This window comes from Polaribacter gangjinensis (assembly GCF_038024125.1).
Lineage (GTDB): Bacteria > Bacteroidota > Bacteroidia > Flavobacteriales > Flavobacteriaceae > Polaribacter > Polaribacter gangjinensis.
In genome coordinates this window covers 1,895,808-1,921,518 of sequence record NZ_CP150662.1, presented here as the reverse complement: position 1 = coordinate 1,921,518, position 25,711 = coordinate 1,895,808, and the positions used below count along the sequence as shown (strand labels likewise).

Below are 25,711 nucleotides of genomic sequence, written 5' to 3'. Positions count from 1 at the left end.
AAAATTATCTTTCTAATGGCATTTTTGTGTTGTGTTATTGCAAATTCTTTCTCGCAAACAGTTTCAATCAATAAAATAGACAAACCGCTTCAAGAAGTAATTACTTCTATTGAACAACAAACTTCTTACAGAATTTTATTCAACGCTAAAAAAATCAATACTTCTGCAAAAATTACTATTGATGTAAAAAATGTACCCTTAAAAGAGGTCTTAGATATTATTAGTAAAAATCTTGAAATCAATTACATAATTAGAGAAAAACAAATCGTTTTTGTTGATAAAAAACCTATAATTCAATCCAGACAAATTTCAGGAGTTGTAAAAAGCAAGTCTGAAAATACAGGAATTCCCAATGCAACTGTTTTGATAAAAGGAACCAAAAAAGGGGCAGTTACTGATTTTGACGGAAAATTTACATACCTAATAAAAGACGATAATATCAATAATGTAACTTTAGAAATCTCTTATTTAGGCTATCAAACTAAAGAAATTGTTGTTGGAACAAAATCATATTTTGATATTACTTTAGAAGAAGCAGCAACTTCTTTAGATGAAATTGTAATTACCTCTTCTTACGGAACAGCAAAATTAAAAGAAGAAGTTGTAGGAAGTATTGCCACAGTAAAAGCAAAGGATTTAGGTTTAGAACAACCTGTAATTTCTATTGATGAACTTTTAGAAGGTCAAGTTGCAGGTGTTTCTATACAAATAAGTTCGCAATTGGGTGAACCTGTAAAAATTGATATTCGTGGTCAAGGATCTATAACACCTTTAAACAGCAATATTGTGGGTACTTCAACACAACCTTTAATCATTATTGACGGAATTATTTTATCTGAAGAAATTGGATTAGATGGAAATAATTTCTTTGATGTTGGTACTGGAAATTTATCCGAAAATATCTTAAATCCATTAGCAAAAATTGGTATTGACGATATTGAAAGTTTCAATATTTTAAAAGATGCAGCTGCTGTTGGTTTGTATGGAGCTGATGCTGCAAATGGTGTTATAATCATCACCACAAAAAAAGGTAGAAAAGGTAAAATAAGCTACACAGCATCCAACCAAATTGGTGTAACAACCGCATTTAACGGATTGAAATATTTAAATGGGGAACAATACCAAACTGTTATTAATGAATACAATACCAACAGCGGAAACTTACAAAATGTACAACCTTGGAATGGCGTAAATACAGATTGGTTTAATTTATTAAACACCACTGGTTTGTTTAGTAGAATAAATTTCAGTGCTTCTGGAGGTGTAAAAAACAGTACTTATAGAGCAAGTTTAGGATATCAAAAAACTGCTGAAGCACAAATAAATAATTCTTTTGAAAAAATAAATGCTTCTTTTTCATACAGATACAATAAAGATAAATTTGATGCTTCTCTAGTTTTTTCTCCTTCTTTTGCTTTGAAAAAAGATCCAAATAAATTGTATTCTTTTGCTTTGCCTCCTACAATTCCTGTAAGAGATGAAAACGGAAATTATACTCGTTTTGATACTTTTGGAAATCCTTTAGCAGTTGCAAATCAAAATATTTCTGATGCAACTACTGTCGCTTTTTTAACAAGTTTACAAGCAAATTATACATTTAGTGATCGTTTAAAATTCTCGACTTTATTTGGATTGGATTATTCAGACAAAGACGAAGATCGCTATTTTTCTGGTTTGAATGGTTCTGGAGATTTTGGTACAGACAATGATTCTCCGTTTTTTAGAGATCCAACTGATAGTTTTGGATTGGTAAAAGGAAGAAGAATGTTACGAAACAGAGATACAAGACGCTGGAACTGGAACGCATCTTTAGCATACAACAATACTTTTGGGAAAAACCATATGATTGATGGTATTCTAGGAATTGAAGCCCGAAAAGAAAAAGTATATTTTGGATATGCTATGGGAAAAGGTTTTGGTAATGAAAGCGTTCCTCAACCTGTTGAAACTGCTTTTGAACAAGATTATCAAAATGATATTTCAGAAAGTGCAGGAAGATCCATGTTTAGTCAGTTAAATTATAATTATAAAAAGAAATATTTCTTTTTGGTGAATTTTAGAATTGATCAAAGTTCTGCTTTTGGAGATGATAGAAATACAGCTTATAATGGTGGAATTGGCGCAAGTTGGAACATTAGCAGTGAATCATTTTTAAAAGATAGTGAGTTTGTAGACTTTTTAAGAGCTAGAATTAGTTACGGAACTACAGGAAATTCAAGAATTGGTTCTTACAGAGCTTTAGGATTATACACTACCAATTTTAATGGGTATAATGGATTGGATTATGCAAATTTAACATCAGCTCCTAATCCAAATTTAACTTGGGAAACAAATAAAAAATTCAATGTTGGTTTTGATTTCAACTTTTTAAAACGTTTCAAATTTACCACTGATTTTTTTAGAGATAAAATCATAGATCAAATTGTTTCTCGAAATGTAATTGCAGAAACTGGATTTAGAGAAGCTCAAATAAATGGGGCTGAAATGTACAATCAAGGATTTGAATTTGCTTTGAATACTACCATAATTGATAAAAAAAGCCTTTCTTGGAATTCGAGTTTTAACATTACCACTATCAGAAATGAAGTAACTTCATTGGTAGGTTTAGGATCTGCATTTTCAACTGCAGAAGTTGCAAGAGCACAAACTGTTGGTTATGCAACCTCTACAATTTGGGGATTTGATTTTATAGGAATTGATCCTGCAACAGGCCGTGAATTATTCAATGTAAACAATCAAATTTATGATAGTTCACAAGTAAGAACCTTGTTTGGTCCTTCTGATTGGAAACCAATTGGAGATTCTCAAGCAGACTTTTTTGGTGGTTTTAACAACACATTTCAATATAAAAATCTGACGCTGAATGTGATGATGTCTTTTACCTATGGCGCTGATATCATGATAGACAGAGTTTTATTTGATAATTACAGAGTATTAACAAACAGAAATATCAATGTGAATGTTTTTGAAGATGCATGGTTCAATCAAGGAGATGAAGCCATTCATCCAATCATTATTGATAATAATACATTAATATCAAACTCTACAAAATATTTGTTTGATACTTCTCATATCAAATTACGTTCTGTGAGTTTATCTTATAATATGCCAGTAAAAAAATGGAAAATTCCCCTAAATTCCTTGTCATTTACATTGAATGGCTCCAATTTATTTTACTGGTATAAAAATAAATCTCCGAAAGGAAAAAATGGTGTGGCAGAATTTAGAAATCAATATCCTGAGTCAAGAACATTTACTTTAGGAATTAATACCACGTTTTAATATGAAAAACTATAAAATCACTTTTTTAATTTGTCTTTTTGTATTGATTTCATGCAATGATTTCTTAAAAGTTGAGCCAGGAACTCAAATTTCAATCAATGAACAATTATCTAGTAAAACAGGTCTGGAATTAGCGCTTAATGGAATTTATTATGATATTGAAGATTATTTAGCGTCAGAAAGTAATGTGTATGCAGATGTTCAAGGAGGTAATATCACTTTTAGTCCCTTTGTTACAAACAAAGAAATTACAGTTCCTGGAACCATTCAAAATAGTTATAATTTTAGTGATATTGCTCAAGAATCTGATTATGTAGGATCTTATAATCTCTTATATGAAATCATCAATCAAGCAAATATCATCCTAAAATATTATGATACGTTTACCTTTTTAACAACGGATGAAAAAAATCAACTAGAAGCAGAATTATTGGTAATTCGTGCTTTTTCTCATTACCAATTAAGTTTGTTATTTGCTCAAAACTACGGATTTACAGCAGATGCTTCACATCCTGGAATCGTTTACAATTCCGAAACTTTATTGATTGGAGTTGATTTTCCGTCAAGAAAAACAATGAAAGAAACCTACGATTTGTTACAAGCAGATTTAGATACAGCTTTATCATTGTTTACAAATAATCAATTTTTAGCAGGACCAAGTCATTCTCTTTTCAATAAAAAAACTACTGAAGCTTTGTATGCAAGAATCGCATTGCAAATGAATGATTGGGAAAAAGCTTTTTTATATTCCAATAACGTAATAACAACCTCTGGAATTGCATTAATTTCAACAAACAATTATGTAACTGAATGGGAAAAAGAAGAAGAACCTGTTTCTGAAATTATTTTGGAATTTTCTGCTCCAAGAACCTCAGAAGGTGCTGTTTCACAATCCATTTCTCAATGGTTTTTTTATGAATCGAATCTTAATTACAAACGTTATGTAGCTTCAAGAGATTTACTGGATTTGTATGATACAAATGACATCAGAAAAAATATGTTTATCACTCAAAATTTACCAACAAAAGTTGCAGGAGTTGAGCAAAATTTACCTTATTATTTTACAAAAAAATTCCAAAATGGTGCTGGTACAACTCACATTCGCTTGTCTGAAATGTATTTGATAAGAGCAGAAGCAAATGCGCGTTTAAACAGAGAAAATGATGCTTTGATTGATATTAATATCTTAAGACAAAGAGCTAATTTAAGTTCATTAACATCAACAGGAAATTTGTTAGAAGAAATCTTTTTAGAGCGAAGAAAAGAATTGGCTTTTGAAGGACATTTGTTATTTGATTTAGCTCGATTTAAAAAAGATGTTATCAGAAATAAAGGATGTTTAGCAACCGTGTGTAATTTAAGTTATCCATCAAATTTCTTTGTATTACCAATTCCACAAGCAAGTATTGAATTAAATGAAAATATTCGACAAAATGAAGGCTATTAAATACATACTTTTTGCTAGTTTCATTGTTCTTTTTCTGAATTGCGAAAAAGAAGATGACAAATTATTTTCAAATGAAAATTCGTTTGTTCGTTTCTTTTTGTTGGTTGATAATAACAATAACGTACTAGAATTTCCTGAAAAAAACGGAGGATTAGTAGCAAAATCTACTTATACAAAAGACAATTTAAAAACCTTAAAAGTTCCTGTTGCAATTACAACTGGTACTATTGAAAATAGTATTCAAATAGGTTTTGAAACTGAAGTTTCTGGATTGACAGATTATACAATTTCCCCAACAAATTCACTTTCTTTTACCAATCAAAAAAGAGTAGATACAATCTATATCAAAGTAAATGAAAATTGGGATTTGACTAAAAATCCTCAAATAAAATTAACTTTAACAAACAGTAGCAATCCATCAATTGCTATTGGAATGCCAAATGAAACGGTTTCAAATAAAGAATTAATCATTAATTTTAGAGAAACAACATTTTCGTATTCATTCAACATCAATAGAAAAGAAATTCTAGGAAATAATCAAGAATCTTTCGATTTTAAAGTTGTTTTTCCAAACGGATTTGTAAAAGAAGATATAGAAAATACTGCTTTATTCAGTGCGCCATCAACCTTTAATTACAGTATTGTAAAAAAACCAATCACAAAAGAAGATGAAGTTGAATTTACCTTCACTCTGAATGAAAATTTACCTGACGATTCTTCATTAGACGCATCTTTAACATTGGTTGATGTGCCTAATTATGTGAAAGGAAATAATAAATTTTTAGACATCAATAAGCCTATAAAAATTGATAGAAGTGGAAATCCGGTCGTTCATTTTTACAATCTTTCAAATCCATTTTACAGATTATTTGGAGAATATTGGCGATACAATACCAATAATTTAAATTGTGATTGGGCAAGTACCTCCGTTTTTCCTAAGCCTGTAATTGTTTCTAAAGACAATCCAAATGGATTTTTATTTTCTGATAATGGCACTCCTAATGATGCTTCTGATGATATTTATCATCACAAATTTAGACTCGGGTTTGTTGGAAATTTTCCACCAGTTGGAACAAATCCATTTTCGTTAAGAAATCTTTTTAATGGAGCATCAGTAGAATCTCCAGGGTTTAATTTAACAGAAGCAATTGAGTTTTTCCCTAAAAATGGAAATAGTACCACAGAAGGAGTTGTTAATGTTGTAACTCAAAGAATTGTGATAATCAGTAGAAATAGTGGAATTGCATACAATGTTCCTATTAGCGGAACAGGAACTTATAAATTGGTAAATAGCGGCAATAATTTATGGAAAATAGAACTCGAAATTTTAGTGGATTGTTCAGAAATTAACGGAGAAATTGTTACCATAAATTACATTTTATACAATTCAAATAGTTATCCAGATCCAGATCCAATAAACGGTTCGTGTCCAAGAGTAATAAATTTATAAAAATTATGATTAAAAAATCTATCCTTGTTCTTTTTGTTATTTGTATTAGTTTACTGCTATTAGCATATAATAAAACTGAAAAAGAGCAATATCAAGACATTTCTTATTTAAGAAAAGTGTATTCACAGCCAGATGCAAGCAAATGGCCAAAACCACATTTAGATTCATTGATCGATAAAACTACTTTTAAAGATATTGGTGTATTACCTGAAATGGAATTTCCTGCAGACAATCCGTATTCTGAAGAAAAAAGTAAGTTAGGTAAAACCTTATTTTTTGATCCAAGATTGTCTAAAAGTGGACAAATTGCGTGTGCTTCTTGTCACAATCCTGAATTAGGTTGGACAGATAATTCAACGCGTTCATTTGGTCATAACAGACAAACAGGAAGTAGAAATTCTATGACTATTTTAAATGTTGGTTATGCAAAAGAGCTTTTTTGGGATGGTAGAGCTACTAGTTTAGAAGATCAAGCAAGATTTCCAATTCCTGATAAACTAGAAATGAACATGGATTTAGAATATGCTGTAGAAAATTTACAAAAAATAGAAGGTTATAAACCTTTATTTAAAAGTGCTTTTGGCGATGAAAAAATTACATTACAAAAAATACAAAAAGCCATTGCAACTTTTGAAAGGTCTATAAAAAGTCCAATGTCAAAATTTGATAAATTTGTAACTGGAACATCTGATAAATTTACAGATCAAGAAGTAATGGGCTTGCATTTATTTAGAACGAAAGCACGTTGTATCAATTGTCATAATACAGGATATTTTAGTGATAATCAATATCATAATGATGGACAAACTCTTTTTGGAACTAAAGATGAAGATTTTGGTAGATACAATGTTACCGGAAAAATAGAAGATATTGGAAAATTTAGAACACCAACAATTAGAGAAGTTGCTAATACAAGACCTTGGATGCATCATGGACATTTTCCATCGTTGTTAGATGTTGTTGAATTTTACAATCTTGGAAATCCAGCTCCAATTCAAAATAAATATAAAGGTGTAGGAAGGGATTCTTTGATTCCAAAAACATCTCCATTATTGAAAAAACTAAATTTAAATAGAGAAGAAATAGACGCTGTTTTAGCTTTTATAAATACGTTAAGTACACCAACAAGACGAACAATAATACCAACTTTACCACAATAATTATTAATTTTTAAAAACAAACATCATGAAACTAAAATTACTTTTAGCAATTACATTAATTGCATTTTTAACGACAAGTGCACAAGTAACACTTTTAAAAGAAATCAACGATTCTGGAACATCTAGTTCAAATCCAAATAATTTATTTGTTTTCAATAACAAAATCTATTTTGCTGCTGATGATTCTAGTGGTTCTAATACACCAGGAAATGTTGATTTAGGTTCTGAATTATGGGTTACAGATGGAACATCTGAAGGTACTACATTCTTTAAAGATTTTAATATTGGAAGTAGTAATTCTACTCCAAATTTCTTTTTTACATTCAACGGAACTATGTATTTCAGTGCAAATACAGGATCAGGAAACGTTTTAATTTCATCAGATGGAACTGTAGATGGAACAGTTGCAACTGGTGGTGGATTCGTTTTTGAACCAAGAGAATTAGATGGTTTAATATACTATATCAACACAACTGATGCAAACGGATTGTATCAATTTGATGGAACAACCCAAATAAAAGTACCTAATTCAGGTAGTGAACACGTAAATTTTATTGGAGCTCAAATTATTGCTTTTAATGGAAAAATTTATGGTTATGGTTTTACTGCAACTGATGATCCTACTATTGGAAGAGAATTATACTCTTATGATCCTGCTACAGATACTTATACGTTAATAAAAGATATTACCGGAAACTCAAATGATTCAGGAATTAGTAATTTTGTAACTATTGGTAACGAATTGTATTTTGAAGCTTTAGGAAAAGTTTGGAAAACAGACGGAACTACAAACGGAACTGTAGAAGTTACAGCTGCAAATACTTTAACTGGAACAGATTTTTATTTTAATTGGAATGGAGTATTATTCTTTGAAGGTGATACAGGAGTATCAAACGATCAATTATTTAAATATGACCCAAATACTGATACAATTACAAACGTAAGTAATATCACAGGAAGTACTGCAACTGGTGGAAATAATCACGATCCTGAAGATTATGCAGTCGTTGGAAATTATATGTACTACAGAGGTGAACCTGCAGATGATACTAATGGTTATTTATATAGAACGAATGGAAATACAACTGAATTAATTACTAATACTATTAAAGATATTGACCAAATAGTTGTTTTAAATGGTAAATTATTCTTTGAAGGAGATAATGGAACAACAGGAAATGAATTATACATGTTAGATCCTACAACACTATCTATTGAGAGCGTTTCTAAGAACTCTTTACAGATTTACCCTAATCCAGCATCAGAATTTATTAAAATTAGCTCAGAATATGAGAATAGCAGCTATAAAATCTATTCAATTTTAGGGCAAGTTGTAAAAGAAGGAATCATTAGTTCTTCTCAGATTTCAGTTTCTGGAATTAGCAAAGGAAACTATATTTTAAAAGTTTCTCAAGATGATAAAGTATCAACTCAAAAGTTGATTATACAATAAAAATACTTTTAAAAAGTTATTTCAAAAACCACTTAACATTGTTAGGTGGTTTTTTTGTTAATAAAAACTTAATTTTTTTGTAACGAATTGAAAATTAAAGCGTCTATATAATAGTTGAAACCAAACTTAAATGAAAAATCTTAGAAAAATAATCGCTTTATTTCTTTTCATTTTTATCACAGGCATTGTTGTAACTGTAAAAACGGTTCAAAAAACATTGCGTAAAAGTGAACTTCCTCAAAAAACGGTTGACGCAAAAAAAGATTCCATCAATCTTTATAAAAATAAAAAATCTACAGTTTAAAATTTTTAAATCTTAAAAGTTATAAACACATACTATAAATAAACTTTTTCATTAAATTTTTTTTTAAAATCTTTTGATGTTTATTATTGTGTGTTAATAGCTACAATAAAATTTTTATAATTTATTTTGATTTTTGACTTATTAAAATCTATTGACATTTTATTAGAACACTAATTGATTAAAAATCAATTCAATTTCATACTTATTAACAATAGTTATAAACATTAATTAACGTTTATTAACTAACAAGTTTATAAAATTTCAATGTAAATAAATTGTAAATAAATTGTTGATAAACTTTTATTAAAAACTAATAATTTTTTATGGATTATTAGGATTACCTTTTGTATTGTAAAAAAAATAGAAATCACCAAAATTAATTATCAGATTTTAATGATAAGTTCTTAACATTTTCTTAATATAGTTAAAAGCTTTATATTGAATAACTTATTTAAAAATGATAAAAATTGATTGTTAATAACTGAAGATAAACATTAGAATCTTTATTTTTGTAGTTCATAAAGTTATTAAAATCAATCTACTATGACAATTGCCATCGGAAATGATCATGCAGGAACTGAGTATAAGTTCGAAATCATCAAACATTTAGAAAAAAAAGGATATTCAGTGCTAAATTTTGGGACAGATACAAACGATTCTATGGATTATCCAGATGCAATTCATCCAACTGCAACAGCTGTTGAAACTGGTAAAGCAACTTTCGGAATTATCCTTTGTGGTAGTGGAAATGGCGCACAAATGACTGCAAATAAACACCAAGGAATTAGAGCTGCTTTGTGCTGGAATAACGAATTAGTAGCGCTTACAAGACAACATAACAATGCAAATGTATTAACGATTCCTGCGCGTTTTGTATCCTTACAACAAGCTTTGGGTTTTGTAGATATTTTTCTTTCAACGGATTTTGAAGGAGGAAGACATCAAAATAGAGTTGATAAAATCTCATGCATTTAATGGAATTTCAAATCAAACAATTTTCAGAATTATCTATTTTTGAATTGTATCAAATACTACAATTACGCTCAGAAGTTTTTGTAGTAGAGCAAGATTGCGTTTATCAAGATATTGATTTTAAAGACCAAAAAGCCATACATATTTTAGGATTTAAAAACGAAAAAATTATTGCTTACACTCGCATTTTTAAACCTGGAGATTATTTCGAAAATGCCAGTATTGGAAGAGTTGTTGTGAAAGAAAGTGAACGAAAATTTGGTTATGGACACGAATTGATGAAGGTCTCTATTGAAGCTGTAAAATCAGCTTTTCATCAAGATAAAATTACTATTTCAGCACAATTTTATTTGAAAAAATTCTATGAATATCATGGATTTATACAAATAGGTGAAACTTATTTAGAAGACGGAATTCCACATATTAGAATGGATAGAAACTAATAAAAATCCAATTATTCTAATACTCTAATTTCAACTGAAAAGTAATTTTTTCCTTTTGAAAGTTGCATATTTTCTTCTGAAAATTGCTGATTTGTAAACGAAGTATATTGGGTAATTGGTTCAATACAAATCATGTTGTTTACTTCTGTCCAAAGCATAAAATTATGAAAACCTTTTGTATTGATTTGCAGGTTTTTCTTATCGTAATTAATCAATAGAATTTCATCAGATTCCAATACAGGAAAAGCATTAGCACCTGCATTCAACACATCTTTCAACGTGATTTTTTGTTGTTTTGAAATGAGGGTTTCTTCTCCAGTATCAGACAATAAAAATGCGGGATGATAGCCTAACATAAATGGCATTCCTTCTTCAGATTGAATCATAAAATCAACAATCAACGTATCTTTTAAAAGTGTAATTTTTTTTTCAAAAATAAAATCAAAAGTCCAAAACAAGAATTCTTCAGTTGATTTAGAGGGAAATTTGCTGTTTTTTACCCACGTGTTTTTGGTGTATTTTTTTTGAAATTTTACCTGATTTTCATTTTCAGAAACTAACGTATAAGACAATTCTCTGAGTAATCCATGTTGATCTTGTACAGCATCTCCATGTTTTGTATGAACAATAAAATCGTTTTTTATTGTAGGGCCAATTACAGGAAACATTTCATCATCTGATTTTCTCCATCCTTTATTGCCTTTTTGATGAATGTATTGCTCACCATCAACAATATAACTCACCAATTCTCCTTCATCAATACTTACGTTACTATTATTATTTTTTAAATGTATCATCTTCAATGAAATTTTGGTAGTTAACAATATTACAAAATTGTAAGCTATTTTCTAAATTATTAACAAGACTTTTTTGTAACTTGCTTGCTTTAAAAAAAATTTAGAAAACTAGTAAATATGTCAGAAGATAAAGAAAAATTAGCCAAATTAAAAGCCTTGCAACTTACATTAGATAAGTTAGATAAGACTTATGGAAAAGGAGCTGTAATGAAAATGGGAGATGTAGCTGTAGATGATGTTGAAGCGATTTCATCAGGATCATTAGGTTTAGATTTAGCATTAGGAGTTGGAGGCTATCCAAGAGGAAGAATTATTGAAATCTATGGACCAGAATCTTCTGGAAAAACAACATTGTCACTACACGCCATAGCAGAAGCTCAAAAAGCAGGAGGAATTGCTGCATTTATTGATGCAGAACATGCTTTTGATCGTTTTTATGCAGAGAGTTTAGGTGTTGATATTGATAATTTAATCATATCGCAACCTGATCATGGAGAACAAGCGTTAGAAATTACAGAGAATTTAATTCGTTCAGGAGCAATTGATATTGTTGTGGTGGATTCTGTTGCAGCATTAACGCCAAAATCAGAAATTGAAGGAGAAATGGGTGATTCTAAAATGGGATTGCATGCACGTTTAATGAGTCAGGCTTTGAGAAAATTAACAGGAACCATTTCAAAAACAAAATGTACTGTAATTTTTATCAATCAGTTGAGAGATAAAATTGGGGTAATGTTTGGAAATCCTGAGACTACAACAGGTGGAAATGCGTTGAAATTTTATGCTTCAGTTCGTTTAGACATCAGAAGAAAAACGCAAATTAAAGATGGTGAAAAAGTTATTGGAAACAGCACTAAAGTAAAAGTTGTAAAAAACAAAGTAGCTCCACCTTTTCAACAAGCAGAATTTGATATTATGTATGGAGAAGGAATATCAAAAGTTGGTGAAGTTTTGGATATTGGTGTTGAACTTGGTATTGTGAAAAAAAGTGGCTCTTGGTTTAGTTATGGTGATACCAAATTAGGTCAAGGAAGAGATGCTGTAAAAGGAGTAATTAAAGACAATCCTGAGTTGATGGACGAATTGGAAGCAAAAATAAAAGAAGCAATTGCCAATCAATAAAATAAAAAAAACACCTTTTAAGGTGTTTTTTTATTTATGACAGATTCTAAATTAATATTAACGACAATGGTGTCTTTAACTTTAATTAAACCCATTATTTTTTTTGGGGTAGTTAAATGAAAGTCTTGTAAACTTAGTGCAATATCACCTTTAAAATTCATTTTATTGTGATGTTGACTAATTGAAATAGGAACAGAATAATTTTTAGTGATTTCACAAATTGTAAATGAAAGTTCGGCATTCACTGTGTTTTTACCAGATAAAGATACCTTTTTCAGATTCATTTTTATATGTGGAAAATCTTTAGTTTGCAATAACTTATGAAAATCTTTGTTAATTCCTCTTCCTCCACAATCAAATTCAGTTTTTTCTAGAAGCAACTGTGTATTTTCAAAAACAATCGTATTGTCATTTTTTTTAAAATTTACTTTTAATGAATCTGATAATTCATAAGTATTGTAATCGCATTCAAATTGATGTACGTTTGATTTTCCTTTGATAATTAAGGTACTTTTTGGCGTAAATGAAAGCGTTACAATCTCTTTTCTTGCGGAAGAAAAATAAAAGTTTGACAGTATAAAAAGATTTCCAAGAATAATTAATAAAGGTCTCATAAAGCTTTTGGTTTTAAAAAATAAAGGTCTCTAGTGACGATTAGAGACCTTTAAATTACTAAAAAACATTGAAAAAAATACTATTTTTTTAGAAACTAATAACGGTTTCTAACATAAATCCATCGAATTTACCTCCATCAAAAATACTTGCAGCATTATATCCAGAGTGTTTTTGGCTCACATACTCCATTTTTAAAAGCATGTTTTTAGTTAAAAACCATCCACCAGAAAGGTTAAATCTACTGATTTCGATATTATCTCCATTTCTTTCTTCAGAATCTACAGTATTGTAACGAGCACCTATGTATAGGTTTTCATCTTTACCAAATCTATAGATGCTTTCTAAAGCCCATTGAGTTGCGGTTCTATTATCTGCTTCAGCAGCATTTTTACCAGTTGCATTTTCGTATGTTCCAAAGAACTCCCATCCTTTATATCTAACAAAAGGGTTAATCATGATGGCACGAATTTGATTTGTTAAGTTAGGGTTGTAACGTCCTGATCTAAAGTTTGCACTTGGTGTAGCAGTTTCCGGTTCTAATACTAAATAATATCTTGATCCAGCTCTATCTGCAGAGTATAAGTATGATGTTCTTACTCTACCAGTATTGTATAAAGATCCTGTTAATCTGAATCTGAAATCATCATTTATTTGTTTGTCATAACCAAATTTTGCTAAGAAAGAAGCTCCTCCAGTATCAGGATTTGCAACATCTTGATTCAATTTACCATTAGAAATACCAATCATAGAGATGAATCCATTTTTACGGTAATAAAATTCAGCTCCAACCTCAGTTGTAAAAGCATCCATAATTAAGTTTCCAACAAAAGGGTTGAATAAAGCTTGGGCATTATCTGAACGTCTAAAGTGAGCATCACCATAGTTGTTTTCCATGTGACCAATTTTTACAGTAGCATATTTCATAAAGTTTTCCATGAAGCCTTCTTTGATAAAATCTAAATTATCAATTTGAATATAACCACCTTTTACATAAGGTTCTGGGTGGTGTCTTGATGATAAATAGGTACGTAAGTGCATACGTAAACCTTTTCCTAAAACAACATCCATGTCTAAGTTTGCAGTAGCTAAGTTAAAGTTTCCTCCGATTTCTTTTAATGCTACTGCACCTGAGTTACTGTGAGATAATGATTGAAATTGCAAGGCAGATGCACCACCCATTCTTACATAAACGTCTTTGAAAGGAGCTAATACTGTATCTTTTGGAGCTTCAAAAACATTGATTCCACGTTTGTCAGGATTTCTGTAATTATCTAGGTCTCTCTGTGATTTTTGAGAGAACAAATTCATATTAGTTAAGACGATAACTAAAAAAACTATTTTTGCTAAATTTTTCATATTAATATTGATTTTGAATTATTGTTTGTACTTGTTTTTAAAATTAATTTTTGAATATTGTTTTAAATTTTACTTCAATTTCGTCACCTGTTTTTATTGTTCCTAGAAGTGCTTTTGGTGGTACAATTCCAAAAGTGGTCATCAACATTTTGTGTGATCCTTCTAAAATATACACTTTGTCATTTTTTTCAATTGAAAACTTTAAAGTAATGGGCTTTTTAACGCCATTTATAACCAAGTTTCCTGATGCAGCAACATCATAACGTTTGTCTGTTTTTTTATTAGCAGATAAAACTTCTGTTAATACAAATTCAATTGTTTTAAACTTCTTGGTATTTAATGCTTCAAAAGTTTTTTTATCCATGGCAGATTTACCACTTTTTAAACTTTCGCTTTCTACAGAGAATGTAAGTGAGCTAATAGCAAATTTATCTGCATCAGAAAAAACAAGGCTGCCACTTTGTTTTTCTGCTTGTACATGCCAATCATGCAAAGAAGAGGTTCCTAATACTTGTAAGAAAGACGTTTCGTTATCTAAAGTTAGTTTTTGTGCCTGAACGAAAAAAGGCGTTGTCATAAATACGAATAACAACAGATAGGGTAGTAATTTTGTTTTTTTCATCATAATTGTGTTTAATTACGATGCAAAGATTGAGCAATTGCGAATATTAAAAAATGATAAATATCATATTCGTAATTTTCTTAAAAAAAACTTAAAAAATTATTTTTTATAGGCCAGTACTGCCAAAACCTCCTGCTCCACGTTTCGTTTCGCCTAAAATTTCTACTTCTTGCCAAGAAATTCGTTCGTGTTTTGCAATTACTAATTGCGCAATTCTTTCTCCATCATTCACAATAAAATCTTCATTGGATAGATTTACTAAGATAACGCCAATTTCTCCTCTATAATCAGCATCTACAGTTCCAGGTGAATTTAAAACAGTGATTCCTTTTTTTGCAGCCAAACCACTTCTTGGTCTTACTTGTGCTTCAAATCCTTGAGGCAAAGCAATGTATAAGCCTGTTTTTACGATAGCTCTTTCTAGAGGTTTTAGAATTATTGGAGAATCAATATTTGCTTTTAAATCCATACCAGCAGCACCTGCTGTTTCATAATTAGGTATTGCGTGTTTTGATTTGTTGATAATTTCTACAGTCATATATTTTTATAATTTAAATAAAAAAGTAATTGTTTCTAAAAATTCCGATTTCCAAAATGCTTCATTATGCTTGCCTTCAGGAACAATTTTTGTTTTAATTTTTTTACTAGGAAATCCAATTTCGGATAAGGTTTTCACCATTTTTTCAGTATCAGGAACCATCATTTCTCCTTCTTTTCCACCAACTAATAAGTAGATTTTTAGATTTTTTTGATTTCCATTTTTTGTTGCAAACTCATAAATTTCATCAGAAAACCAGAAAGATGTGGAAAGTGCACCAATTTTCCCAAAAACGCTAGGATATTTTAATCCTCCATAAAAAGAAATTAATCCGCCTAATGAGCTGCCAATCAAGGCTGTATTTTTTGCGTTTGATTTTGTGCGATAGGTTTTATCAATAAAAGGTTTCAATTCGTTCACTAAAAAATCAATGTAAATACTTCCTTTTCCTCCTCCATATTTTTCATTTTTAAATGGTGTGTATTCATCTATTCTTTTTGCGCCCGAATTTTCAATTCCTACAACAATAAATCCTTTTCCAGTTTTTTTAAATAGGTCATTTAAGGTTTCATCAATACTCCATTCACCAGCATATGAAGTTGCATTGTCAAACAAATTTTGAGCATCATGCATATAAATTACAGGAAATTTTTTCGATGATTTTTCATAATTAGGTGGTAAATACACCCAAATTTTATGAGAAACTTCTAAAGATTTTATTTCAAACTCTTCCTCTAAAATGGAAACATTTGAAGTTTTTGTGCTTATTTTTTCTTGAGCATTCAACCCAAAAAAATGTAAAATAAAAATACTTATAAATATGAAACGAAAGAGTTCTTTCATCAATTGATTGATTTTTCACAAATATAATAAATGAACGAAGTATTCTTGAAAAGTTAATACTTTTCTTACTTTTGACGTTCAAAATTATTTTTATGGACAAACAGCAAAAAATTGCCGTTTTAGGAGGTGGAAGTTGGGCAACAGCGATTGTAAAAATGTTATCCGAAAATTTAGAAACGGTTGGTTGGTATATGCGTGATAGCCAATCTATTGAGCATATCAAAGAAAATAATCACAACCCAAAATACTTAAGTTCGGCTGAATTGGATGCAAATCGTTTGGATTTGTCATATGATATCAACGAAACTGTTTCAAAATATGATACCTTGATTTTTGCCATTCCTTCTGCTTTTTTAGAAAGTGAATTACACAAACTCTCTATTTCTTTAGAAAATAAAATCATTTTTTCTGCCATAAAAGGAATTGTTCCTGAAACGGGTTTGATTGTTGGCGAACATTTTAACACAGAATACCAAATTCCTATTGAAAATATTGGTGTTATTACAGGACCTTGTCATGCTGAAGAGGTTGCTATGGAGCGTTTATCGTACTTAACAATTGCTTGTCAGGATGAAGAAAAAGCTAAAAAAATGGCAACATATTTAGAAAGTTGGTATATCAATGCCAAAACTTCTGATGATATCATTGGTACTGAATATGCAGCCGTTTTGAAAAATATTTACGCAGTTGCTGCAGGAATTGCACATGGTTTGGGATATGGAGATAATTTTCAAGCAGTGTTGATGAGCAATGCCATTCGAGAAATGAAACGTTTCATCAGAAAAGTGCATAAAATGAAACGAAACATTAATAATTCTGCTTATTTGGGCGATTTATTAGTGACAGGATATTCCACTTTTAGTAGAAATCGTCATTTTGGAAACATGATTGGAAAAGGCTACACTGTAAAATCAGCTCAATTGGAAATGAGTATGATTGCTGAAGGCTATTATGCAGCCAAAAGCGCGTATAAAATTTCTTTAGAAAACAAGGCGAAAACTCCTATTATTGACGCTGTATTTGCCATTTTATACGAGCAAAAAAGCCCCAAAAAAGAATTTAAAAAGTTGACAGATAAATTGGATTAATTGTTTAATTTTGAACAATCATTTCAACTTTTTAACTTAACACATGAAAACAATACAAGAAGTCGTTGAAAGTACTGTAAGAAAAACACCTTTCATTGAAGAAGCGCTGAATGAAAAGCTTATCAATGTTTCTTCTTTAGCTAGAATCATTTTACCAGAAGTTTCAAAAGCATTGAAAAAAGAAGTAAAAGTTGGTGCAGTAATGATGGCAATTAACAGACTTTCACCTGCAAGCGAATTGCGCATCAGAAAAAATATTAAAAAGTTGGCTTTAGATTTGGGTGATGTGATTGTTCGTTCGGATTTGTGCGATTTTACATTTAAAAATACAACGTCATTATTGAAAGAAGTGTCTAGAATTTTGAGTAAATCCTCAGAAAGTTCAGACTATTTTTTAACAGTTTCACAAGGAATTTTTGAAACAAACTTGGTATCAAGTAAAAATTTACGTCCGTATATTGAGGAAATTTTCGAAAAAGAAACATTAATAAATAGAGTGCTAGATTTGGCATCTATCACTATAAAATTACCCAAAGAAAATCAAGAACAATCAGGAATTTATTATTTTATTTTAAAGCAATTGGCTTGGGCAGATATTCCATTGCAAGAAATTATTTCTACAACAAACGAAATGACAATTGTGGTAAAAGACAAAGACATCAATCAAACTTTTGCCATTTTAATGGATATGAAATTGGGGTAATTTATGGCAAAAACAAATCCCTATGCAGCATTAAAAATAAAAGAGTTCAATATCTTTTTGTTAATGCGTTTTTTATTGGTTTTTGGTTGGTCTATGCAATTTATTGTTATTGAATGGCAAGTATATAGTATCACAAAAGATCCATTATCACTAGGAATTATTGGTTTGTTGGAAATAATTCCTGCGTTTTCAATGGCGCTTTTTGCAGGTCATATTGTAGATCAAAGAGAAAAAAGAAACTTATTAGCCATTTGTATTGCTACATTTTCACTTATCAGTTTAGGATTGTATTTTTTAACAACAGATAGCATTTTTAAAAGTTGGTCAACCCATAAAATTTTATATGCCATTTATGGATTGGTTTTTTTTGGTGGATTTTTACGTTCTTTTTTTGGACCCACAATTTTCTCATTAGTTGCATTGATTGTTCCTAAAAAAATCTATCACAATGCAGCAACTTGGAGCACAAGTACTTGGAAAACAGCCTCAGTTACAGGTGCATTATTTGCAGGATTTTCAATCAGTTGGATGGGAGTTGCAAACACGTTATTATTGGTTTTTATTCTGGTTGTTTTATCATTTATTGTCGTTTTTTTCATCAAAAAGAAACCTATTTTAAACACCAAAATTGGTGAACCAATCAATGAAAGTTTGAAAGCTGGAGTGAGATTTGTGTTTCAAAATAAAGCCATTTTAGGTGCGCTTACTTTAGATATGATTGCTGTGCTTTTTGGAGGAACTGTAGCAATTTTATCGGTTTTTGCACAAGATATTTTACACGTTGGAAGCGAAGGTTTTGGAATACTAAATGCTTCCATATCCATGGGAAGTATTGTTACGATGTTCATTACAACCTATATTCCAATCAATAGAAATACTGGAAAAAAATTATTGATTTCCATTTTTATTTTTGGAGTAAGTATTATCGCTTTTGGATTGTCATCAATCTTTTGGATAAGTGTTTTAGCCCTTTTTATTAGTGGTGCTGCAGATGGAATTTCGATGGTGATTCGTCAAACGATTTTACAAATCAAAACTCCTGATGAAATGCGAGGACGTGTTTCATCTGTAAATTCCATGTTTGTGGGATCTTCTAACGAATTAGGTGCTTTTGAAAGTGGTTTGGCTGCAAAAATTATTGGTCCTGTTGCAGCAGTAGTTTTTGGTGGCACCATGACTTTATTAACTGTTGGTGCTACAGCAATTATTAACCCAACTTTGCGTGAGTTAGATTTAACAAAAGATATTGAAGACCATGAAAATGCCGAATAATTTAGTTGGGAATTGTTCTAAAATTGCCTAATAAAAGTGTCCAATCGTAAGTTTTAAAATCTAAATATTTTGGTTTTTCAGGAGTTATTTTATAGTCTAAAAGAATTTTTTTTGCACCATTTTTACCGCCAAAATCACCTCTAAACCAAGACATCAAAACCGAAGTTGAAGCCGTTTTTGATGTTTTATCATATGAAGTTTGCTCTTCTAAATAGGCTTTTGTCATAAAAGTTAATTCATTTTCTAAGTTTTCAGGGGAATAAATTGCCACAGGAGGACAACTTTTTGCACCACAATTCAAGGCAAAATGAATGCGCCAATCTACATTTTCAACACGTAATTTGCGTTCCCATTTTGGACGAAACCATTTTCTTACATATCCCAAACCGATTTTTACTTTAGATTTTCTAAGAATTCCATGTTCAATATCATCAAAAGACAGTATTTCTCCACCTATTTTGATGCGTTTTTCACTGAAATAAGTTCCTTTGTCTTCGTATAATTTTGGATTTTCAGACAATGAAATTTGAATAAAAGCATTGTAAATATTCACCCAAAAAGCAATTTTTTCCTTGTCAGTTTTTAGCTGCTTCATCAAATCAGATAAATTACTTTCCGATACTATTTTTAGTTCATTTTCTATTGATTTGGAGTCTTTTATATTCGTAGGTAAATCTTTAGAAACTTCTGTAAATTTTATGTTTTCTTGAGAATTCAAAAAAAAGCTTGATAAAAAAATAAGACTGTAAAAAAACTGTTTTGTGTAAAATTTCGTATGTTTAAGCATGAGAATTTCTGTAATTATTCCGGTTTATAATGAGCAAGAAAATCTTGCAAAAAGGTTGTCGTTTTTATGCAATCAAACTGACAAATTTCCGATAGAAATCATCGTTTCTAACTCTCCAGAAACAACAGATGCCACACCAAATGTATGCAAAAACTTTTCAAAGTTACATTTTATAAATGCTCCCAAAAAAGGCAGAGCAGCTCAAATGAATTTTGGCGCAAATCATGCAACAGGCGAAATCTTACTTTTTTTACATGCAGATGTTGAGTTGCCCACTAATTTTTACGAAGAAGTAACCAATGCAATAAAAAAAGGATTCAAAGCGGGTTTTTTTGCTTACCAATTTGATAAGGAAACAACATTGCTAAACTTAAATAGTTCATTCACTAAAAAGGATGGATTTTTTGCTGGAGGAGGAGATCAATGCCAGTTTTTTACCAAGGAAACGTTTGAAAAATTGCAAGGATATAATGAGGTATTTTGCATAATGGAAGATTTTGAAATGATGGATAAAGTGAGAAAATCGAGAGTTCCCTATACAATAATTCAATCGTTGGCAACTGTAAGCGCTCGAAAATATGACCAGAATTCTTGGTTAAAAGTGAATTTAATTAATGGTTATGTTTTTTTAAAATACAAATTGGGTGTTCATCCAATCAAACTTCGAAAAACCTATAAAAGTTTGTTGAGAGAGTCTGTTTAAGAAAACGAAGTTGCCATTTCTAGTTGATGTTCCAACTCATTTTGATGGAAATTTGCCGTTTTTTCATCCCAATTAAAATGATTCGCAAACAATTGTAAAACATATGCTTTGTGAACATCTACACTTGGTTTATCAAAAAAAAGACGTCCTGTTCTGCGCATAAAAAAATCAGTTGGATTGCATGCCATTTCATAATTTATAGCAAACCAAACTTCTGCTTTTATCATTTTTTTTGCTTGATCTTCATCCATAAATTCATCAAACTTTTTTAGAATGATGTCTGTCTGTTTTCCATAATTATGCACTAAATATTCAGCATCTTTTTGATTAAAATCAACTTCATTAATTCGATTATAAATGGCATCAGTATAACTTTTTACTTCATGTGAGTTTTTAAAAGTTCCTCCAGAAAGCACAATTTTATCGGTTTTAATTGCATCAAAAGTTTTTTCAAATCGGTTTTCATATTTTTTGGCAACCAAATCCACAATGCGTTCTGCCATTTTTCTGTAGCCAGTTAATTTACCTCCAGCAATAGAAATCAGCTCAGAATCTGATACAAAAATTTCATCTTTTCGAGATAATTCTGAGGCTGACTTTCCTTCTTCATGAATCAAAGGACGCAAACCTGCCCATGAAGATTGAATATCATTTAACGTAATATTTATTTCAGGAAACATATTGTTAACTGCTGATATCAAGTAAGTTGCATCAACAATATTTGTATTTACAGCATCTTTATCTTCTTGATAATTGGTATCTGTTGTGCCAAAATAAGTTACTTTTCCTCTTGGAATGGCAAACATCATTCTGCCATCAGGAATGTCAAAATACACAGATTGTTTTACAGGTAATTTTTCGTGAGCAACCACCAAATGAACACCTTTGGTTAGATGCAACCTTTTCCCAATTTTTGAATGATTGATTTGTCGTAATTCATCAACCCAAGGTCCAGTAGCATTGACTACATATTTTGATTTTATTTCGAAATTTTCGCCAGAAATTATGTCTGATATTTTTGCACCAACAACTCTTTTTTCCTCATATAAAAATTCAGTTGCAGCTGCATAATTTAAAATTTGAGCATCATAATTCAAGGCAGTTTTAAGAATTTCGATTGTTAAACGCGCATCATCTGTTCTGTATTCTGCATAAAAACCTGCTCCATTTAAAATGTTTTCTGGCAATAGTGGTTCTTTTTGCAAAGCCTCTTCTTTAGTGAGCATTTTTCGTTTGTCATCACTTTCAACAGAAGCCAAAATATCATATACTTTTAATCCAATGGAAGTCAACCAAGAACCATAAGTTCCTCCATCAATTAAAGGTAAAATCATCTTTTCTGGAACTACTAAATGAGGTGCCAATTTGTGCACAATAGCGCGTTCTGTGCCAACTTCTTTTACCAACCAAAAATCGAATTGTTTCAAATAGCGCAAACCACCATGAATCAATTTGGTTGATTTGCTACTTGTACCAGAAGCAAAATCGTTTTTTTCAATTAATGCGACTTTCATTCCACGTGAAGCAGCGTCTAAAGCAATTCCTGCTCCAGTGATTCCACCACCAATAATGAGAATGTCAAACTCAGTAGTTTGTAGTGTTGTTTGAATGTTTTTTCTGTTGAAATAAGAAAAGTTTTTCATATGTGTAAATTCTATTTTTTAACGGTCACATATGCGATCGCTTTTTTACTCATGGGTATTTGCTTACGCAAACTTTTGGTTAATGGCGATTTCATGCAATTTTTAATCTAAAATATGAGTTGGTAAACCATCAATACTGGTTTGATTTTTATCTTTCCAATAATTTTTAATTCCCTCTTTCCCTTTGCTTTTTGCCCAATCATTCAAATCATTTCGTTCGCCTTTGTATTCAAAAAAAGGAATTGACATACCACAAGAAGTTTGAGCAGATTCAATGGTAATATCAAAAATTTGACGCGTTCCTGGTGTTTTTGGAAAGAAAGAAATCAGTTCATCCCAAGATGCATTTCCTTCTTTAATTTCTTTCCCTTTTCCATACAAACGCAAAATATTGGGTGTTTTTTCAAAAGAACAAAACATGATTGTAATCCGTTCATTTTCATTTAAATGTGCAGCAGTTTCATTGCCACTTCCAGTAACATTTAACCAGATTACTCTGTTTTCTTCTAATATTCTAAAGGAATCCATGCCTTTTGGAGACAAATTAATTCTTCCTGAATTTGGTGCTGTAGCCACAAAAAATATTTTTTGTGCTTCCATAAAATCTTGAAGCTTTTGAGTGATTTTGGTGTAAAATTTTGACATAATTTATAAATTAAATCGATCAAGAAATTCCTTCTTATATTTTTCTCCTAAAGGTATTTTATTTGAGTTGATGCTTGCAACATTTCCTTCTAAATAATCTAGTTTATTTTTGTTAACTATAAACGATTTATGTACTTGTATAAAGGTAGACTTTGGCAATGAATTGTACATTAATTTTAAGGGTTTATACGTTATTAAAAAGTTATTTTTTAAATGAACTTTGATATAATCTCTTAAACCTTCAATAAAATAAATGTCGTCTATTTTTAGTTGATGTATTTTTTTATCTGATTTGATAAATACATATTCTATTTTATAATCATTCAACTCCTTAACTTTTGAAACTGCTTTTAAAAATCGTTCAAACGAAAATGGTTTTAACAAATAATCTACTGCATCTAATTCAAAACCCTCTAAAGCAAAGGCTGAATAAGCTGTTGTAAAAATTACTTTTGGCGGATTTTTTAGCGATTTATAAAAATCAATTCCAGAAAGATGGGGCATATTGATATCCAAAAAAAGTAAGTCTATAGGATTGCTTTTTAAAAATTCTAAAGCCTCTAATGCATTGTTACAAACATCCACACATTCTAAATAATCGATTTTTTGAATGAATGATTTTAGTACATTTTGCGATGAAGGCTCATCATCAATTATTAAACAACGAATATTCATCATTCTAAATTTAGGGTTAGTTGCACAGAAAAAATAGGATTGTTATTGGTTACAACAAAAAGATGTTTGTTAGGATAAATGATGGCTAAATTTTCTTGAATGTTTTTTAAACCAATTCCGTGATTTTCTGTTTTATTATTATTTTTAATTTCCTTGTAATTATTTGAAATAATAAAATCTAATTTTTTGTTTTTTGATGTTAATTTTATTTCAATAAAAGGATTTTGCACTCCGCTTTTCAATCCATGTTTAAAACTATTTTCTAATAAAGGTAATAACAACATTGGATAGATTTCTTCATCTTCAGCAATTGAAAAATTAAAAGTAATGCTAGCGTTATTTACGTGCCTATTTTTTTCAAATTCGATATAATTTTTAAGAAGTTTAATTTCTTTTTTGATGGTTATTTTATCTGTATTTACATCATAAATTACATACCGTAAAATATCAGACAATTGTAAAATTGCATTGGTAATTTCTTTTTTTTCATCAATGGCAAGTGAATACAAAACATTCAATGAATTGAATAAAAAATGCGGATTTATTTGACCTTTTAAATAGTACAATTGATTTTCTATTTGTTGTTTTTCAATTTTAAGTGTTTTATTTTCTAATTGGTTTAAATGCACCCAATCTTCAGCAAGTTTTATAAGAACAGATAGAATGAAAAAAACAGAAAAAATAAAATATATTTCGATGTTATTGTGATACGAAATAAAATAATAATCATTGAAAAAAGTATTAACTAAAAAAGTAAAAAACCAAGGATTTAACTGAGCAAATACGATAAGATTTATGACAAAAAGAATACTGAAAAGAAGGTATTTTTCTTTTTTTAGATATTTAGGAAGTAGGCAATATAAGTTTATATAAACCGGAATAACTAACGTAAAAATAAAGCTTGATGTATAAATATAATCGATTTTAGACGGAGATGAACTTCCAGAAAACAAAAACAAAAGAATTATAAAAGAACAACTCCACAACAAAGCGTTAAAAAACACCTTATTGTGAAAATTGGTTCTTTTAAAAAAAGGCTTAATTTGTAGCATTTGTTTTTTGTAAAGTAAATTTTGTAGATGTTTCCCATTTTTCGGAATCACTTGAAGCCATATATTTTTCAATAAATTTTTGTAATTCTTTAGACGATGCAGTTAATAAATACTTTTCGTTTAAAAGCCCAAATGTTTCATGTTTCATTTTAATTTTATTTTCTTTGAAAAGCGCTTCAATTTTATTTTCGTCAAGCCATTTTATTTCGATATTTCCATTTTTTTGAACATCATATTTTACCAAACTATGGGTATAAACTGAATGACTTTGAAGTAAATTATCTACATCATCTTGATTATCCATAGGAAAAAAATCTAAAAATGTCTGATTCTTTATTTTAAAAGGAGTCGCAATAAAAATGACTTCTACATTATCAAATGTTCTTTGAATGTAGTAGCTATTTTGGTATTCTTTATAAACTTTTGCCAACTCATTTTTAATTTCGCTCATATCGTTTTCTTTTTTCATTTCGTCTTTAAAAGAAACTATTTTCCAAGTTCCTTTTTTAGAATCGTTCCATTCACCAAGTAAACTTTTATCAAAAGAAATGGTTTCTTTGGTATAAAATGGATGCAAGGATTTTATAACACAAGAACTAAAAAGAAGTATACAAATGCTTACAAAAAGGGTTTTTTCAACTTTCATAATTATCAAATTTAAATTTATTTGACACAAAAAAACGCTGGCTTTTCATAAAACAGAAACTTTTTAGACAAACACGGTATTTTTCTCGATAAA

At 29.9% G+C, this 25,711-nt stretch carries 25 protein-coding genes; 13 read left to right on the top strand and 12 right to left on the bottom strand.

Annotated features, from left to right (window positions below):
• Window positions 1–15: 15 nt before the first annotated feature.
• The 8 genes from WHA43_RS08655 to WHA43_RS08620 all read left to right on the top strand — a co-directional run bounded on the left by WHA43_RS08655 (window position 16) and on the right by WHA43_RS08620 (window position 10,511).
• A complete protein-coding gene (locus tag WHA43_RS08655) occupies window positions 16–3,282 on the top strand; it encodes a SusC/RagA family TonB-linked outer membrane protein (protein ID WP_105047353.1) in 3,267 nt (1,088 codons plus the stop codon).
• A 1-nt stretch (window position 3,283) separates the two neighbouring features.
• Window positions 3,284–4,729 (top strand): RagB/SusD family nutrient uptake outer membrane protein, encoded by a 1,446-nt coding sequence (locus WHA43_RS08650; protein ID WP_105046661.1) that lies wholly within the window; start codon window positions 3,284–3,286, stop codon window positions 4,727–4,729.
• A complete protein-coding gene (locus tag WHA43_RS08645; RefSeq protein WP_146104913.1) occupies window positions 4,716–6,179 on the top strand; it encodes a hypothetical protein in 1,464 nt (487 codons plus the stop codon). The genes WHA43_RS08650 and WHA43_RS08645 overlap by 14 nt, the downstream gene beginning before the upstream one ends.
• 5 nt (window positions 6,180–6,184) lie before the next feature.
• Window positions 6,185–7,339: a cytochrome-c peroxidase gene (locus WHA43_RS08640; protein WP_105046659.1), complete on the top strand. Its 1,155-nt coding sequence runs from the start codon at window positions 6,185–6,187 to the stop codon at window positions 7,337–7,339.
• A 25-nt stretch (window positions 7,340–7,364) separates the two neighbouring features.
• On the top strand, window positions 7,365–8,792 hold the full coding sequence (locus WHA43_RS08635) for a T9SS type A sorting domain-containing protein (RefSeq protein ID WP_105046658.1): 1,428 nt from the start codon (window positions 7,365–7,367) through the stop codon (window positions 8,790–8,792).
• A gap of 130 nt (window positions 8,793–8,922) precedes the next feature.
• Window positions 8,923–9,096 carry a hypothetical protein gene (locus tag WHA43_RS08630; protein WP_170039568.1) on the top strand — a complete coding sequence of 58 codons (174 nt, stop codon included), beginning with the start codon at window positions 8,923–8,925 and terminating at the stop codon, window positions 9,094–9,096.
• A gap of 543 nt (window positions 9,097–9,639) precedes the next feature.
• Entirely contained in the window at window positions 9,640–10,071 is a 432-nt protein-coding gene (gene rpiB / locus WHA43_RS08625) for a ribose 5-phosphate isomerase B (protein WP_105046657.1), read from the top strand.
• Window positions 10,071–10,511: a GNAT family N-acetyltransferase gene (locus tag WHA43_RS08620; RefSeq protein WP_105046656.1), complete on the top strand. Its 441-nt coding sequence runs from the start codon at window positions 10,071–10,073 to the stop codon at window positions 10,509–10,511. Before rpiB ends, WHA43_RS08620 begins: the two co-directional genes overlap by 1 nt.
• Before the next feature lie 11 nt (window positions 10,512–10,522).
• Here the strand turns inward: WHA43_RS08620 and WHA43_RS08615 are convergent, their stop codons facing one another.
• The gene (locus tag WHA43_RS08615) at window positions 10,523–11,308 is read right to left on the bottom strand and encodes an aldose epimerase (protein WP_105046655.1); all 786 of its coding nucleotides are present in this window, start codon (window positions 11,306–11,308) and stop codon (window positions 10,523–10,525) included.
• A 117-nt stretch (window positions 11,309–11,425) separates the two neighbouring features.
• On the opposite strand from WHA43_RS08615, the gene recA reads away from it, so the two are divergent.
• Window positions 11,426–12,430 carry a recombinase RecA gene (recA, locus tag WHA43_RS08610; protein WP_105046654.1) on the top strand — a complete coding sequence of 335 codons (1,005 nt, stop codon included), beginning with the start codon at window positions 11,426–11,428 and terminating at the stop codon, window positions 12,428–12,430.
• Window positions 12,431–12,447: 17 nt separating this feature from the next.
• Here the strand turns inward: recA and WHA43_RS08605 are convergent, their stop codons facing one another.
• The 5 genes from WHA43_RS08605 to WHA43_RS08585 all read right to left on the bottom strand — a co-directional run bounded on the left by WHA43_RS08605 (window position 12,448) and on the right by WHA43_RS08585 (window position 16,404).
• Window positions 12,448–13,044 (bottom strand): YceI family protein, encoded by a 597-nt coding sequence (locus tag WHA43_RS08605; protein ID WP_105046653.1) that lies wholly within the window; start codon window positions 13,042–13,044, stop codon window positions 12,448–12,450.
• Between the two features lie 88 nt (window positions 13,045–13,132).
• Window positions 13,133–14,401, bottom strand: a complete 1,269-nt coding sequence (locus WHA43_RS08600) for a hypothetical protein (protein WP_105046652.1) — start codon at window positions 14,399–14,401, stop codon at window positions 13,133–13,135.
• Between the two features lie 43 nt (window positions 14,402–14,444).
• Window positions 14,445–15,026 (bottom strand): YceI family protein, encoded by a 582-nt coding sequence (locus WHA43_RS08595; protein WP_105046651.1) that lies wholly within the window; start codon window positions 15,024–15,026, stop codon window positions 14,445–14,447.
• Window positions 15,027–15,129: 103 nt separating this feature from the next.
• Window positions 15,130–15,561, bottom strand: coding sequence for a dUTP diphosphatase (gene dut / locus WHA43_RS08590; RefSeq protein ID WP_105046650.1), 432 nt, complete (start codon window positions 15,559–15,561; stop codon window positions 15,130–15,132).
• A gap of 6 nt (window positions 15,562–15,567) precedes the next feature.
• A complete protein-coding gene (locus WHA43_RS08585) occupies window positions 15,568–16,404 on the bottom strand; it encodes an alpha/beta hydrolase (RefSeq protein WP_105046649.1) in 837 nt (278 codons plus the stop codon).
• A gap of 92 nt (window positions 16,405–16,496) precedes the next feature.
• Here WHA43_RS08585 and WHA43_RS08580 point away from each other — a divergent pair, with 92 nt between their 5' ends.
• Genes WHA43_RS08580 through WHA43_RS08570 form a run of 3 tightly spaced genes read left to right on the top strand, consistent with a single transcriptional unit; the run spans window position 16,497 to window position 19,467 of the window.
• Window positions 16,497–17,492, top strand: coding sequence for an NAD(P)H-dependent glycerol-3-phosphate dehydrogenase (locus WHA43_RS08580; protein WP_105046648.1), 996 nt, complete (start codon window positions 16,497–16,499; stop codon window positions 17,490–17,492).
• 43 nt (window positions 17,493–17,535) lie between these two features.
• A complete protein-coding gene (locus WHA43_RS08575) occupies window positions 17,536–18,195 on the top strand; it encodes a hypothetical protein (RefSeq protein WP_105046647.1) in 660 nt (219 codons plus the stop codon).
• Between the two features lie 3 nt (window positions 18,196–18,198).
• Window positions 18,199–19,467, top strand: a complete 1,269-nt coding sequence (locus WHA43_RS08570) for an MFS transporter (RefSeq protein WP_105046646.1) — start codon at window positions 18,199–18,201, stop codon at window positions 19,465–19,467.
• 1 nt (window position 19,468) lies between these two features.
• Here the strand turns inward: WHA43_RS08570 and WHA43_RS08565 are convergent, their stop codons facing one another.
• Complete coding sequence (locus WHA43_RS08565) at window positions 19,469–20,185, bottom strand: DUF547 domain-containing protein (protein WP_226742874.1); 717 nt, start codon at window positions 20,183–20,185, stop codon at window positions 19,469–19,471.
• Window positions 20,186–20,252: 67 nt separating this feature from the next.
• Here WHA43_RS08565 and WHA43_RS08560 point away from each other — a divergent pair, with 67 nt between their 5' ends.
• Window positions 20,253–20,957 carry a TIGR04283 family arsenosugar biosynthesis glycosyltransferase gene (locus tag WHA43_RS08560; protein ID WP_105046644.1) on the top strand — a complete coding sequence of 235 codons (705 nt, stop codon included), beginning with the start codon at window positions 20,253–20,255 and terminating at the stop codon, window positions 20,955–20,957.
• On the opposite strand, the gene WHA43_RS08555 is transcribed toward WHA43_RS08560, so the two are convergent.
• The 5 genes from WHA43_RS08555 to WHA43_RS08535 form a co-directional block, all read right to left on the bottom strand.
• Window positions 20,954–22,600 (bottom strand): glycerol-3-phosphate dehydrogenase/oxidase, encoded by a 1,647-nt coding sequence (locus tag WHA43_RS08555; RefSeq protein ID WP_105046643.1) that lies wholly within the window; start codon window positions 22,598–22,600, stop codon window positions 20,954–20,956. The genes WHA43_RS08560 and WHA43_RS08555 overlap by 4 nt on opposite strands.
• A 102-nt stretch (window positions 22,601–22,702) precedes the next feature.
• The gene (locus WHA43_RS08550) at window positions 22,703–23,245 is read right to left on the bottom strand and encodes a pyridoxamine 5'-phosphate oxidase family protein (protein ID WP_105046642.1); all 543 of its coding nucleotides are present in this window, start codon (window positions 23,243–23,245) and stop codon (window positions 22,703–22,705) included.
• 3 nt (window positions 23,246–23,248) lie between these two features.
• Complete coding sequence (locus WHA43_RS08545; RefSeq protein WP_105047352.1) at window positions 23,249–23,920, bottom strand: LytR/AlgR family response regulator transcription factor; 672 nt, start codon at window positions 23,918–23,920, stop codon at window positions 23,249–23,251.
• Window positions 23,920–24,972, bottom strand: coding sequence for a sensor histidine kinase (locus tag WHA43_RS08540; RefSeq protein WP_105046641.1), 1,053 nt, complete (start codon window positions 24,970–24,972; stop codon window positions 23,920–23,922). Before WHA43_RS08540 ends, WHA43_RS08545 begins: the two co-directional genes overlap by 1 nt.
• Window positions 24,959–25,618 (bottom strand): hypothetical protein, encoded by a 660-nt coding sequence (locus WHA43_RS08535; protein WP_105046640.1) that lies wholly within the window; start codon window positions 25,616–25,618, stop codon window positions 24,959–24,961. Before WHA43_RS08535 ends, WHA43_RS08540 begins: the two co-directional genes overlap by 14 nt.
• Between the last annotated feature and the right edge of the window lie 93 nt (window positions 25,619–25,711).